The sequence below is a fragment of the Chitinophaga sp. Ak27 genome (assembly GCF_012726295.1).
GTDB lineage: Bacteria > Bacteroidota > Bacteroidia > Chitinophagales > Chitinophagaceae > Chitinophaga.
Map to the genome: position 1 here is coordinate 1,251,441 of NZ_JABAOB010000001.1, position 14,747 is coordinate 1,266,187.

Genomic DNA, 14,747 nt, shown 5'->3' on the forward strand with positions numbered 1-14,747 from the left:
AAACGGAAAACCTTTTTTAGCTGCACCGCCAAACACACACCTGTTAAGATGAAACAAGAAGCTGGTACTAAAAAGAAAGAAGCCGGCATATTCAGTTTGCTGCAACCGTACATGGGCATGGTTGCACTGCTCATACTGTTTACGCTGGTGAGCAATGGGCTCAACCTATGGCTACCCAAAATCATTGGAAATGGAATTGATGCCTATGAACACGGCACCTTTCAACTCCAGCCCCTACTCATAAAATTTATGGTAGCGGTCATCATCATCCTCACCTTCACCTACCTGCAAAACATCATACAAACTTATGTGTCTGAACAGGTAGCGCGCAACCTGCGCACGAAAATATCCAACAAAATATCCGGGCAAAGCTACGCCTGGGTAGAACAGGCCAACCCTTCCCGGTTGCTGACCAACCTCATTGCCGATGTCGACTCCATCAAATTATTTGTTTCACAGGCCATCGTTTCCCTGGTATCATCCCTGTTCATTATTATCGGCGCCAGCATTCTGCTGCTGACCATTAACTGGAAACTGGCACTGGCAGTTATCGCCACCCTTCCTGTTATCGGCATCACTTTCTTCCTGGTTTTACGCAAGGTAAGGGCCCTGTTCATGAAAAGTCGGGAAATCATGGACTGGCTCAACAAAGTCATCAATGAAAGCATCCTTGGCGCAGCCCTTATCAGGGTTATCAATTCCCAGCAACTGGAATACGAAAAATTTCTCGATGCCAATGGCAAAGCGATGGGCTTCGGATTGTCGATTGTCCGGCTGTTTGCGGGACTAATTCCCGTGATCACCTTCACCGCCGGTATTGCCGGGCTAATTATCCTGGCGCTGGGCGGCCATTTTGTGATCACCAACAGTATGACCCTGGGGGATTTTGCGGCATTTAACAGCTACCTCGCACTGCTCATCTTCCCGATCCTGGTAATCGGCTTCATGAGCAACATCATTGCACAAGCAACCGCCTCCTACCAACGCATTAGCGCCGTGATCAATATGCCCGACCTGATGCCCAGTGGTACGCTTACAGCGCAGTTAAAGGGAGATATCGCCTTCAACAGGGTAACCGTAAACTACGGTCAGAAACCGGTGCTGAAAGACATCAGCTTTTCTGTTAAGGCAGGTTCAAAAGTAGCGGTGATAGGCCCCACCGCCGCCGGAAAAACGCAATTACTCAACCTGCTTACCGGTCTCCTGAAACCATCATCGGGTTCTGTGCTGGTAGATGGCCACCCCGTAACAGACTATAACAGCGAATCCTTCCACAGCCAGGTGGGCTTTGTATTCCAGGATAGTATCATTTTCAATATGAGTATCCGCGAAAATATCGCCTTCAACGATACCGTTACCGACGAAGCCCTGGAAAAAGCGATCCAGGCTGCCGAACTAAAGGAGTTTATTAACAGTCTGCCCAACAAACTGGACACCATCGTTTCGGAAAGAGGGGCTAGTCTCTCCGGCGGACAAAAGCAACGGATTATGCTGGCCCGCGCGCTGGCCGTGAATCCCAGGATATTGCTGCTCGACGATTTTACGGCTCGCGTAGATTCCAACACCGAACAGAAAATCCTGCATAATGTGCAATTGCTGTACCCAGGCATCACCCTGTTGTCTGTTACCCAGAAGATAGCCGCCGTCACCCATTACGACCAGATTATCCTGCTCATGCAAGGCGAAATTATTGCCGCTGGCACGCACGAGGAACTGATGCTCGCCAGTCCTGAGTACATCCAGATTTTTAATTCCCAACAAAGTACCAGCAACTATGAATTACAATCTTAATAAATATACCGGCAAGGAGCATAAAACGTCAAATTATACGGCGTTCAGAAACCTGCTGCAATTAATTTCTCACGAAAAGAAAAACCTGGTGGTGGCCTTGTTAGCGATCCTGCTCAACTCTACCCTCAACCTGCTGGGGCCATTCCTTATCGGGTATACCATCGACCATTATGTGCAGCATAAACAGTATCATGGCGTGCTGGTGTTTTCCGGCATCCTGCTGGCGATGTACCTGGTAGCGCTTTTCACCAGCTTCTTTCAAACGAAGCTGATGGGAAGCGTAGGACAAAGAACGTTGTTTACCTTGCGGAATACGATCTTCAGCAAAATACAGCAGCTACCCGTAGCTTTCTTCAACCAGAACAAGGCCGGCGATCTCATCTCCCGGGTAAACAATGATACGGATAAACTCAACCAGTTCTTTTCACAATCACTGATGCAGTTTGTGGGCAACATCGTTACCATGATCGGTGCTGGTGTTTTCCTGCTGATCATCAACTATAAAATCGGTATTGCCGCACTGGCGCCTGCATTGCTGATCCTGTTATTTACCCGTATCCTTTCGCCCTGGATTAAGAGAAAGAATGCGGCCAACCTGAAAACGGTGGGTGGTATGAGTGCAGAGATACAGGAAAGTCTCAGTAATTTTAAAGTAATCATCGCCTTCAATCGCCGCGATTATTTCCGGAAGCGTTTTAATGAAGCCAACGAAAAAAATTATCAAACCGCTATCGGCGCGGGTTTAGCCAACAATATCTTCCTTCCTTTCTATGCCATGTGCGCCAGTATAGCGCAATTGCTGGTGCTCACGGGAGGTATTTACCTGATCAGCGAGGGAGAATTCAGTATAGGCCTGCTGGTGAGCTACCTCGCGTATGCTACCTATTTTTACAATCCGCTGCGACAACTCGCTACGCTCTGGGCCAACTTCCAGGTGGCTATGGCGGGTTGGGATCGTATCGCCGAAATACTGGAGCTGGAAACAGACCTGGTCACCATTCCCGATACCACGCAGCCATCCCTTGCGCCGGCGTTACTGGAGTTCAGGCATGTGCATTTCGGTTACCCAGAGGGCAGGGAAATATTGCACAACATCAATTTATCTTTAGAGAAAGGTAAAACCTATGCGCTGGTAGGACCTACCGGCGGAGGTAAAACTACAACCGCTTCCCTGATTGCCCGCCTGTATGATCCTACCCAGGGTACCGTTTTGCTGAACGGGAAAGATATCCGGGCTTATGCCGCAGATGAGCGTTCCCAGAAAATCGGATTCATTCTCCAGGAACCGTTCCTGTTTACCGGCACCGTAAAAGAGAACATCTTATACGGCAACCCTCGTTATAAAGATTATACCAACGAACAACTCACAGCAGCTATTCATGAGGCTAACCTCGAAAAGTTGCTGGCTATTTTTGAAAACGGGCTGGATACCAAAGTAGTATCCGGAGGCGATGGTGTGAGCTTAGGGCAAAAACAGCTGATCGCCTTTATGAGGGCGGTGCTCCGGCAACCCGACCTGCTCATCCTCGACGAAGCTACCGCGAATATTGACACGGTTACAGAACAGCTGCTGGGAGAAATCCTTGAAAAATTGCCCGATACCACTACCCGCGTGATCATTGCACACCGCCTGAACACCATCGAAAATGCCGATGAGATATTCTTTGTCAACTCCGGCGAAGTAACCCGTGCCGGGTCTCTGCAAAATGCGATGGAAAAATTACTACATGGTGTGAGAGAAAGTTAGTTCTTTTTGTACTACCCGGTAAAGAATATATCTTTGCCAGATAAAACAACCACACATGTCGGGCAGGCCAAAGATATTTGATAACGAAGCAGTCATTTCCAAAGCGGCGGAAGTATTCTGGCGCCAGGGCTATGAAGCTACCTCCACAGAAGACTTGCTGGCCGCCATGGGTATTGGCAAAGGTAGTTTTTACCTTGCCTTTAAAGGTGGTAAGAAAGAGCTGTATGAGAAAGTGCTGGAACAGTTTGACCAGGCTGCGGTGAGCAGGTTCCGGAAAGAGCTCGATGCGGCAGCAGATCCAATTGAATACATCCGGGAATTCTTCCGGGGCATTGCTCGGCAACCCAAAAAGATACATCAAAAAGGGTGCATCTTCGGCAATGCAGTCGCTGAACTATCCAATATAGACCCGCTACTGATGAAGCAGGCCACCCACCACCTGCAGGAACTGGAAGCCAATTTCCTCGAAGCGCTCCAACGCGGCAAACAACAAGGTATCCTCACTTCTAAACTAGATCCTGCCCTGCTGGCCCGGCTACTGCTCAATAACTGGAATGGGCTGGGTATTACCCGCAGGATGTACCCCGACAATGAATTACTCTCCACGTTGATTGAAGCACAACTGCGCATACTTGATTAAATGCTTCCCTGCGGGAAATACAATACCTTTACAGTAGCCATCAAACGTTTCGTTATGCCACATATGCCCATTTACCAGGTAGATGCCTTCACAGACGAACTTTTTAAAGGAAACCCTGCTGCCGTTTGTCCCCTGGAAGCATGGCTACCCACCGAAGTGCTACAGCTTATTGCAGCAGAAAACTTCCTGCCCGAAACGGCGTTTTTTGTTCCCACCGGCCAACCCGGGCACTATGAATTACGCTGGTTTACCCCTGAAATAGAAATGGACCTCTGCGGACACGCTACCCTTGCCAGCGCACATATCCTCATGAACCACTTAGGTTGGGATATGCACCAGATCTCCTTTCATACCCAAAGCGGTGTGTTAATGGTATATAAACAGAATGAACGCCTGGTACTCCAGTTCCCTGCAAGACCGGCTACCGCGGCTTCTCTCCCTCCTGAAATCGCAAAAGGCATGGGCGTATATCCTATGGAGGTGCTCAAAGCGAGGGACTACCTGCTGATTTATCACGATGAAGAAATTATCCGTAACCTGCGCCCCGACAGAAGTATCCTCGACCAGATCAATCTCGACCCCGGTGGCATTATTGTTACCGCCAAAGGTAAAACAGTGGATTTTGTATCCCGCTTCTTTACGCCGCAGGCCAGCATTTTCGAAGATCCTGTGACCGGCTCCGCACATTGTTCCCTTATCCCTTTCTGGAGTCAGCAACTGGGCAAAAAAACAATGACGGCGTTGCAGCTGTCTGCCAGAACAGGCAAACTTTATTGCGAAGACTCCGGAGATAAAGTGCTAATTGGAGGAACGTGCAGGACTTACCTGGAAGGAAATATTTTTGTGGCATAACCTGTGAAGGTTTGTTACGCAGATTGGTTACGCAATGTGTTATTATTATTGCTACCGTACATTTAAGTTCGTACATTTATCAAAAACCGATTATCTGTACAAATTGCTGTTAAACTCCGGACTATAAAACTGCCTGTGCCCATGAAAAAACAACATTCCGCCTATACCCAAAGGTGCAATAGCGGCCTTTTTAAACGGTGAGTGCCTTTCTTCAATGAAGCCTAATTGGAAGTTTACGGGAATTGCGTACGAACAACATGATCATTTTAATTTATACTGTACCATGAAATACGTCATCACTACAGCCATTGTGCTGTTTGCCGGTTTACCGGTTAAAGCCCAGAACATCTATCCTTCCACCGGAAATGTGGGCATTGGAACAAACACGCCATCCGCCTCATTACATGTAAACAATGGAAACATCAAAGTATCCAATCCTAACTTTTATCCTTACGGTGTTAATATCGACATGGATTCTACTACATCTCCCTGGGCAAGGGAATTTGGTATTTCTTATAAAGCATCGGGGAAAGTGGCTTCCTTTGGCGCTTATATGAACAACGGAATATTCAACTATGCCTATATTGGCGGAAACACCACGAACTATGCGTCACATAACGCTACCTGGATGACGTTTAAGCCCAACGGTTACGTAGGCATTGGTACCATTGCACCATCCTCCCTGCTGGATGTAAACGGAGGAAATATAAAAGCCACTAATCCAAATGGCTATCCATATGGGATTAATATAGATGCGGACTATGTTGGCAACTGGGCAAGAGAATTTGGTATTTCCTACAAGGGCGCCACACTGGGCACCGGGAAACTGGTATCCCTGGGCGCATATGCCAACAACGAAAACCTTATCTATGCTTATATCGGAGGCAATACTACTGCAAATATACCTGTCTCTACACCCTGGATGGTGTTTAAACCCAACGGCAACATAGGCGTCGGTACTACCGATCCTGGCACCAGCAAACTTGCTGTAGAAGGGCTCCTAAGCGCCCGGAGAGTAAAGGTTACACAAGCCAGTCCCTGGCCGGATTATGTATTTGACAAAACATATGATCTTCCCAAATTAGATACGCTCGAACAATTTATTGACCAGCACAAACACCTGCCCCAACTGCCCTCAGCAGCCACTGTAAATGCAGAAGGAGTGGATCTGGGAGAAGTGAACCGGACATTGGTGCAGAAAGTAGAGGAATTAACGCTGTATATTATTCAGTTGAATAAGGAAATTCAATTGCTAAAAAAGGAAAAGAATAAGTAAGATACCTGTCGGGACCACTGATAAAACGATAACTATACCCTAAATGAATGTAGCAATATGACCAAACTAATCTGTATTGTAGCAAGTTATCTCTCAATTGTTTTATGCGCTGGTTATGTGGCCGTAGGACAACAAGGATTAAGAGAGGATCTCCCTAAGCATGTTTAACTTCTGCCGTTTCTCAGCTTTTTGTTAGCTAGGATAAAATTTATTCCTGCGATTAAGGTCCCTAAAAAGCCTAGTGTATAATAGATAACGGCTTTATCAAAGCCTGTTGAGTAATACCTACTAATTACCAGGGCCAACATGATACCGGCAATTGTTAATGCTGTGAGGCCCAAAATGAAATAATAATTGTGATTCATTTTCAAAAAGATTTCTTTTTTTGACTTAAATAAGGAGAACGAGCTGGGCACCGTCCTCAGTCATAGTTTCAGAAAGGATGGAAAGGCGTGATTATGACGCCTCTTCCACCCAGCCCATTTTAATGACTTATACAAAACACCCAGCCAATGCGGCTGTTGAAACTGAATACCCAATCGCGCTGAGCGGATTATGGGCGGCAATCAACGAAGCAATAGAGAGCCCCCAACCGGCCACAGTCAAGCCACACATAATTGCCTGAGGCATTTTATAGCCTCCCTGGATCTCTTCCATTTGAGCAAAAGTCATTTGTTGCATATAAAACAGTTTTTTTAGCTCCCCTGTCTGTCGCCATGGTTCAGATATTCAGCGTCCAATTTTTCTAGTGCCAGGGAATCCACCCAATACTACGATGGTATTTTGGAATACAATATGGAGTTATATTATTTTTAGATGGAGAATTATGCCATTGGGTCTTATAACGTATCAAAGGATTCTAAACAAAGTCATTTTATATCACTACTAAAGTAAATTCTTTTTCATTAAAAACCCCAATAATTACAGCATTTAAAATTGCATTAAAAAATATCCAGATTCAGTAACCTGCTTTTATGTACCTTCTATTTACCCTTGCCGCAACCGTCTTGTTCCCCACAAAAATTATTTCCGTACCTTCCTCTCATGACATATTCCCGCATACTCCTCCCCTTCCTGTTCCTTCTGCCCCCGCGCTCAAACGCCCAAATTATCCCGGAAATCGACAGCACCGTACAGGCTTTCATGACCCAATACCAGGTGCCGGGTATGGCTATTGCCATTTCGCATCATGGTAAGTTAGTATATGCCCGTAATTACGGATATGCCGACACGCTTCACAAAATACCTGTTAATAGCAACAGCCTGTTCCGCATTGCCAGCGTTTCCAAATGTATCACTGCCACGGCTATACTGAAACTGGTGGAAGCGGGACAACTATCGCTCGATAATACCGTGTTCGGCCCACATGGTGTATTGGGCACCACTTATGGCCAACAACCTTACGCGCCCAACCTGGAAAAGATTACTATCCGGCAACTGCTGCAACATACCGCCGGCGGCTGGACCAACAACGGGGAAGATCCGATGTTTATGCACCCGGCAATGACGGCCGAACAACTCCTCAGCTGGACGCTCGATCATCAGCCATTGGTGGATACCCCCGGAAAGGTGTATGCATACTCCAACTTCGGTTATTGTGTGTTGGGCCGGGTCATTGAAAAAGTATCGGGCATGACCTATGAGCAGTATGTAAAAACGGCCATATTACAGCCCTGCGGCATTACGAGCATGCAAATTGGCGGTAATACGCAGGAACAAAGAAAAAGTAATGAGGTAGTATACTACGGCCAGCATAGCGAACAGCCTTATATCTATAATATCTCCCGCATGGACGCCCATGGCGGATGGATTGCATCTGCCACCGACCTCGCCAGGCTATTGGTACATATCGACGGCTTTCCTGCACCCGCCGACATCCTGACGCCCGCTTCCATTACTGCTATGACCACTGCCTCTGCGGCCAACCCCGGCTATGCCCTCGGATGGGCAGTGAATCCCTACCATAACTGGTGGCATTCCGGCTCCCTGCCCGGCACCGCTGCTGAAGTGATCCGCTCTCATCATGGCTTTACCTGGGCCATGCTTTGTAATACCCGCACCGACAGCAGCTTTTTCAACGACCTGGATGGTCTGCTCTGGAAGGCCGTCAACAATCCCGCTACCCCCTGGAAAGAATAAAAAACAACATTTATTGCCATTAATGCCGCTTATTAATGGTTTGTTAGGCCTTTCATTAGGCCTTCCCGCTTTATTTGCAGCTATAACCATTCCCGTTATAAACAAATAGTATGCATATGAAGCGTTATGTAACCGCGTTCCTTTTCCTGGTGACCATACCCGTCCAGGCCCAGCGAAAACACAGCCGGGAGTCACAGTACCCTACTTATCACGGATTGATCATGGCCGGCTACCAGGGCTGGTTCCGGGCTGCTGGCGATGGCTCCGGCGCCAGCCACTTTGCTTATGGTGATGAAACCCGAAGTGGAATCGATATGTGGCCGGATGTCAGTGAATATGAGAAAACCTATAGTACTCCTTTTAAGCTCGCTGATGGGCAACCGGCAAAGTTCTTCAGTTCTTACGATAAAAGCACAACCGACCTCCATTTCAAATGGATGCAGGAATATGGTATAGACGGCGTTTTCATGCAACGCTTCTTCAACACCGCCAAACACCGTGACAGCAGCTCCGGTGTGATACTCAAAAATGCCCTCGCCGCCGCGTCAAAGTATCACCGTGCTATCGCCGTCATGTATGACTTATCCGGGCTCAAAGCCAGCGGAGAAGACTGCTCGGCCATCATTGCCGACTGGAAATACCTGGTAGATCAGCTGAAAGTAACCAATCAGCCAGGCGCTAAAACTTATTTACAGGAGAATGGTAAACCAGTGGTGGCCATTTGGGGCATTGGGTTCCCGGATCGTCCTTACCAACTAAGAAATATCGGGCTGGAACGACTGATCGATTTTCTTAAAAATGACCCGGTATACGGAGGATGTGCCGTGATGTTGGGCGTACCTACCGCCTGGCGTACGCTCAACGCCGATTGTGTACCAGACCCATACCTGCACACCCTGCTCCAACAGGCAGATATTGTGTTGCCCTGGACGGTACAACGCTACTCTCCCCTGCTGCATAATGATATGGACCGCTACCGCGACAACACCCTGGAAGACATGGCCTGGTGTCGTCAGCATCGGCTGGAATATGTGCCCTGTGTGTATCCCGGCTTCAGCTGGCATAACCTCAGCCGCTATGAATTTCCGGACGATGTAAAGCCATCGGGTTCTATTCCCCGGCAGGGCGGTCGCTTTTACTGGCAGCAAATCACTACCGCTATTAACGCCGGCGCCACCATGCTGTATGTAGCCATGTTCGATGAAGTGAATGAAGCCACTGCCATCTTTAAAACCACCGATCAGCCACCTGTGAGCACCACCACTCCTTTTATCGACCTGGATGGGAAGCCTTCCGATCACTACCTCTGGCTAACCGGGCAGGCCGCGAAAATGCTCCGCAATGAGCTGCCACTCAGCATTAAGATGCCGGAAAAAAATTAATCATCACCGGGCAGGGACACACCTGCCCGGAAAACGCTTTACAATAGGCAATAGAACACCACCGCCAACCTGTGCAGGATCAGCGCAACGATATACAGACAGCTCAGTAGAGGGAAAAATGGAACCCGGGAGTGGCAAGGCTTTCAATTGCGGGATAACCCAGGCAGAAAAATAATTACGGAAGCTAACAATTCATCCCAACACTACCATTCATGGGGAAAAACATAGAAGTAGCCTATTTAAAAGCCTGTACAGCCAAATGCCGGCTCCTGGTCAATAAATAAACACCTCCAAAATAAGAAGTAATCCCCACCAGGATAAATATGATCAACATCCAGATAAGCTTGCGTTTATTGCCTTTGCGCCTTATCTCCCTGTCCAGGATCATCCGTTCTATCTCCAGCCAGCGCCTGCCCGGATCACCGGTATTAAAACGCTTCTCCAATAAGCCGGATTTCATCATTTGCCGGTACATAATGGCCACCGACCGGGCATTGGGGATATGATCCATCAAAGCAATCAGCTCCTTTGTATCATCGTCGGGCGCAGACCGCGCCCGTATTGCATCTTCTGCCGGCGAACCTGCTATAAGCCGGTTCGCAACGATTTTAAAATACGTATTCATAAAATAAGCGCCATAAGTATTTTAGTTATCCGTAATATATCTACGATATTCAACCATTCATAGTTTTGTCTTTTATCAAAAAAACCGGTTAGCAATCAGGGCATTGACAAGCTACTAAATCCATTTTACTGATATGGACGCCTAACTACATCAATTTAAAACCGGCCACCAACAACCACTTCCGGGGTAGTTCCCGCCAAATCCCGCTGCTACAGAATTCCTTTAGGAATTATCCCTAATTTTAGCCCATGAAAGTGCTGATTATAGAAGACGAACCCGCACTCAGAAACAGTATACAGGAATACCTGACTCACCAGGGCTATATCTGTGAACTGGCGGAAGATTTTAAACAAGCCATCCACAAAGTCAATGAATTTGACTACGATTGTATTGTGGCAGACATAGGCCTTCCCCTGGGAAATGGACTCGATGTGGTCAAAGAACTGAAAGTACTGGAATCCAAAGCCGGTATCATCATCATTTCCGCCAAAGATTCACTGGAAGATAAACTTAGGGGCCTCGAACTCGGCGCAGACGATTATCTCACCAAGCCTTTCCATCTCTCCGAACTCAACGCCCGCGTAAATGCCATTTTACGACGCAAAAAATTTGACGGCAATACCACTATCACCTTCAATGAAATCACTATCAAGCCTGCGTCTAAAACAGTATTGGTACATAACAAATCAATTACCCTCACCGGCAAAGAATACCAGCTACTGCTTTATTTTATCGCTAACCAACACCGCGTAGTCACCAAATCAGCACTGGCCGGACATCTCTGGGGCGATGAATACGACCAGGCCGGGTCTTATGACTTTATCTATACCCACATCAAAAACCTCCGTAAAAAAATGCTGGAGGCAGATGGTGAAGACTATATCAAAACCGTATATGGCACCGGATACCGCTTCGGTTAAAATCTCCCTGACAGTGAAAAAAGATACCCGCTCCATGAAGCTGCTGACCAAAACAATGGTGTATTTCCTACTTATCATGCTGCCTGTCTTTACCGCAGGCGCCTTCTATCTCTATGCCACCTTCAATAAGGAAATAAAACACGAAACAGATGAAGAACTGGTCAACGATAAACTCCAGTGGATGCGCTATCTTGATACAGCCACTATCAGCAATCCCGTATTCGCTATCAATACACCTGAATTCAATTTACAACCCACCGACAAACCAGTTCAAACCAAACATAATCTCAAAGGAGTCAATATCTACCAGGAACCGGAAGATACTTATGCCCCCTTCCGGCAACTGACCCAGGTCATTACCGTCAATAACAGAAACTACCAGCTGACATTACGCAAATCACTCATTGAAAAAGATGACCTCATAAAAAATATTATCCATGTGATGCTGGCAGCCTTTGGAGGTCTCTTCCTGTTTGTACTGCTCTCCAACTGGTTAATCAGCAAAAGCATCTGGAAGCCATTTTACGCCTCCCTGGATAAAATACAGCGGCTCCAGCTCAACAAACTGGAAAATACCGTGTTTGACCGTACGGCTACCCACGAATTCAACCAGTTGAATGCCGCGCTTAATAATATGACTACCCGCATTCACCAGGATTATACCAACATCAAAGAACTCACAGAAGATGCCGCCCATGAAATGCAGACGCCACTAGCTATTGCACAAAGTAAACTGGAACTACTGCTGCAGGACGACTCACTCTCCGAAACACAACTCAAAGGCATCCTGACCAGCTACGACGAACTGCAACGCTTATCAAGATTAAATCATAACCTGCTCCTGCTGGCAAAAATCGAAAACCAGCAATACCCGGTTACCGATCAACCAGATCTGTGCACCGTAGTAGAAAAATACCTTTCGCTCTTTGAAGAACTGATCCGCGAAAAAGAACTACAAATCCACGCCGAGATGATTGCTACCGCACCCTGGCCCCTCCATCCCGCGCTCACCGATATTCTGGTGAGCAACCTGCTCGGTAATGCTATCAAGTACAACTACCACCTTGGCCATATCCGCATCCATATCAGCGCACAAACCTTCAGCATCTCCAATACCAGCGAATTACCACAGATTCCATCAGACATACTTTTCCAACGCTTTAAAAAGCAACATAACGTGTATACGAACTCTAACGGCTTAGGGTTGGCTATCGTAAAAAAAATTGCTGATTCCTACCAGCTGTCACTACAATACAGTTACGAAACCGGATGGCATACTTTCAGCGCTGGCATATATTCAGCCATTAACGGCTGATGTTCAGATTTACTCCAGATTCAATTCCTTTCTTTGTACTATTAAAGTATCAGAGCCATCATATGAAACGAATTTTACTGGTAGCCATCGTACTGAGCATTACAGGAACCATACAGGCACAAAACCGTGTGCCCGTTCCCGTTAAAGACACCTTGCCCGCACCGTCAAAAGATACTATCAGCAAAATATCTGACCTGGGAGAAGTAGTGATCTCATCTACCCGCAACAACAGTCGCATCGAAGATCTGCCCATGAAAGTAGAAGTGCTGGGTAAAGAAGAAATGATAGAAGAAAGCGGTATCAAACCAGGTAACGTAGCCGGCATACTGGGCGACTTATCCGTGATACATATCCAAAACACGTCTGCCGTTAGCGGCAATAACGCCATCCGCATGCAAGGACTGGATGGTAAATATACCCAGCTACTCCGCGATGGCATGCCGGTATATGAAGGCTTAAGCGGCAACTTTGGCGTGCTCGCCATCCCACCACTGGACCTTAAACAAATTGAAATTATCAAAGGCTCCGTATCCACCCTCTATGGCGGTGGCGCCATCGCCGGAATCATCAACTTCATCGCCAAAACACCTGGCAACAAGCCGGAGCTGACCATACTGGCCAACCGGAGCACACTCAAAGAAACCAACGTAAACGCCTTCTACGCAGAACGTTATGGAAAAACAGGCCTAACCCTCTTCGCCGGCGTTACCACCCAAAACCCGGTAGACGTAAATAAAGACGGATTCAGTGATGTGCCCCGCGTTCGCCAATATCTCCTCCACCCAAGATTCTTCTGGTATATTAACCCACAAAGCACGCTGATAGCCGGGTACACCGGTACCATCGAAAAACGGGAAGGAGGCGATATGCAGGTTCTGGAACACCAGGCGGACAATATTCACCAATATACAGAAGTAAACAACAGCAATCGCCATAGCGTAGACCTGCAATTTACCCGCAAAAACCTGGGCGGTGGCGCCCTCACAGTAAAAGGAGTAGGTAGTTTCTTTCACCTGCAAAACGATGAAGGAACCTTTTCCCTGCTGGGTAATCAAACCAGCACCTACGCGGAAGCCGCCTACAATAAAAAAAGCGGTCGCCATGATTGGGTAGCAGGACTGAACAACACCGGCGAAATATACCGCCGCGCCAAAGGCGACAGTACACTCCTGAATAACTATACCTACAACACCATGGGCGCCTTTATACAGGACGGCTACCACATCACTGATCAGTTCATGGCCGAAGCAGGACTCCGCGCCGATTACCACAACGTATTCGGCTGGTATGTACTGCCACGCCTCGCCTTTGTATACAAACCCATAGAAAATATCTCTATTCGTTTGAGTGCAGGTACTGGCTATAAATCACCCGCTGTATTTACCACCCAAACACAAACCATTGGTTACCGCAACCTCCTCCCGCTGAACGCCGGAGTGAAATCTGAAAAAAGCCAGGGCATTAATTTCGATGGTAACTACCGGACCAATATCGGTAAGGTAGAAATCACCCTTAACCAGGCATTGTACTACACCCATATCAAAAACCCTATCTTACCAGTAGCAGATGCTAAAAACATGGTTCGGCTGGAAAATATGCCCTTTGCGGTAAATAGCCTGGGTACAGATACTTACCTGCGCATGGCCCTCGACCACCTGGAGTTGTACCTTGGCTATAATCATACGGTGTCAAAATATGATAATACCGCTGCTACACATGTAGCCTTTGCACCACAAGACAAATTTGCCAGCACCCTGGCCTATGAAATAGAAGAGAAATGGCGCTTTGGCATAGAAAACGCCTGGGTGGGTAACCAATATGATTACAACAATCAAAAAACGCCCAACTACTGGTTCTGGGCAGCCATGATATCCCGTCAATTCGGCGAGCATATCACCGTGGTACTCAACGGGGAAAACATCTTTGATGCCAGGCAGGGTAAAAATACCCCGCTGTATACCGGCACAGTAAGCAACCCTACCTTTGCCCCGCTATGGGGACCTATCGATGGCCGTACCATCAACCTCTCCGTAAAATTTAATTTATAGATAATATTGAGA

At 47.3% G+C, this 14,747-nt stretch carries 12 protein-coding genes; 10 read left to right on the plus strand and 2 right to left on the minus strand.

The window, feature by feature from the left end:
* Positions 1-48 precede the first annotated feature (48 nt).
* The 5 genes from HGH90_RS04860 to HGH90_RS04880 all read left to right on the plus strand — a co-directional run bounded on the left by HGH90_RS04860 (position 49) and on the right by HGH90_RS04880 (position 6,306).
* Complete coding sequence (locus HGH90_RS04860; RefSeq protein ID WP_169190511.1) at positions 49-1,791, plus strand: ABC transporter ATP-binding protein; 1,743 nt, start codon at positions 49-51, stop codon at positions 1,789-1,791.
* Complete coding sequence (locus tag HGH90_RS04865) at positions 1,775-3,538, plus strand: ABC transporter ATP-binding protein (RefSeq protein ID WP_169190512.1); 1,764 nt, start codon at positions 1,775-1,777, stop codon at positions 3,536-3,538. Before HGH90_RS04860 ends, HGH90_RS04865 begins: the two co-directional genes overlap by 17 nt.
* A gap of 55 nt (positions 3,539-3,593) precedes the next feature.
* The gene (locus tag HGH90_RS04870; RefSeq protein ID WP_168763904.1) at positions 3,594-4,178 is read left to right on the plus strand and encodes a TetR/AcrR family transcriptional regulator; all 585 of its coding nucleotides are present in this window, start codon (positions 3,594-3,596) and stop codon (positions 4,176-4,178) included.
* Between the two features lie 54 nt (positions 4,179-4,232).
* Positions 4,233-5,030 (plus strand): PhzF family phenazine biosynthesis protein, encoded by a 798-nt coding sequence (locus HGH90_RS04875; RefSeq protein ID WP_169190513.1) that lies wholly within the window; start codon positions 4,233-4,235, stop codon positions 5,028-5,030.
* Between the two features lie 283 nt (positions 5,031-5,313).
* Positions 5,314-6,306 (plus strand): hypothetical protein, encoded by a 993-nt coding sequence (locus tag HGH90_RS04880; RefSeq protein WP_168763906.1) that lies wholly within the window; start codon positions 5,314-5,316, stop codon positions 6,304-6,306.
* 492 nt (positions 6,307-6,798) lie between these two features.
* Here the strand turns inward: HGH90_RS04880 and HGH90_RS04885 are convergent, their stop codons facing one another.
* Positions 6,799-6,987, minus strand: coding sequence for a hypothetical protein (locus tag HGH90_RS04885; protein ID WP_168763907.1), 189 nt, complete (start codon positions 6,985-6,987; stop codon positions 6,799-6,801).
* A gap of 363 nt (positions 6,988-7,350) precedes the next feature.
* Between HGH90_RS04885 and HGH90_RS04890 the strand changes: the two genes are divergently transcribed.
* Together HGH90_RS04890 and HGH90_RS04895 are read left to right on the plus strand one after the other, a co-directional pair.
* Complete coding sequence (locus HGH90_RS04890; protein WP_168763908.1) at positions 7,351-8,445, plus strand: serine hydrolase domain-containing protein; 1,095 nt, start codon at positions 7,351-7,353, stop codon at positions 8,443-8,445.
* Between the two features lie 116 nt (positions 8,446-8,561).
* Positions 8,562-9,827 carry a glycoside hydrolase family 71/99-like protein gene (locus HGH90_RS04895; protein WP_211172579.1) on the plus strand — a complete coding sequence of 422 codons (1,266 nt, stop codon included), beginning with the start codon at positions 8,562-8,564 and terminating at the stop codon, positions 9,825-9,827.
* A 235-nt stretch (positions 9,828-10,062) separates the two neighbouring features.
* On the opposite strand, the gene HGH90_RS04900 is transcribed toward HGH90_RS04895, so the two are convergent.
* The gene (locus HGH90_RS04900) at positions 10,063-10,452 is read right to left on the minus strand and encodes a hypothetical protein (protein WP_169190515.1); all 390 of its coding nucleotides are present in this window, start codon (positions 10,450-10,452) and stop codon (positions 10,063-10,065) included.
* A gap of 248 nt (positions 10,453-10,700) precedes the next feature.
* On the opposite strand from HGH90_RS04900, the gene HGH90_RS04905 reads away from it, so the two are divergent.
* From HGH90_RS04905 to HGH90_RS04915, 3 genes are all read left to right on the plus strand, one after another.
* Positions 10,701-11,372 carry a response regulator transcription factor gene (locus HGH90_RS04905; RefSeq protein WP_168763911.1) on the plus strand — a complete coding sequence of 224 codons (672 nt, stop codon included), beginning with the start codon at positions 10,701-10,703 and terminating at the stop codon, positions 11,370-11,372.
* Positions 11,347-12,687 (plus strand): sensor histidine kinase, encoded by a 1,341-nt coding sequence (locus HGH90_RS04910; RefSeq protein ID WP_168763912.1) that lies wholly within the window; start codon positions 11,347-11,349, stop codon positions 12,685-12,687. The genes HGH90_RS04905 and HGH90_RS04910 overlap by 26 nt, the downstream gene beginning before the upstream one ends.
* A gap of 62 nt (positions 12,688-12,749) precedes the next feature.
* On the plus strand, positions 12,750-14,735 hold the full coding sequence (locus HGH90_RS04915) for a TonB-dependent receptor plug domain-containing protein (protein WP_169190516.1): 1,986 nt from the start codon (positions 12,750-12,752) through the stop codon (positions 14,733-14,735).
* Positions 14,736-14,747: the final 12 nt, after the last annotated feature.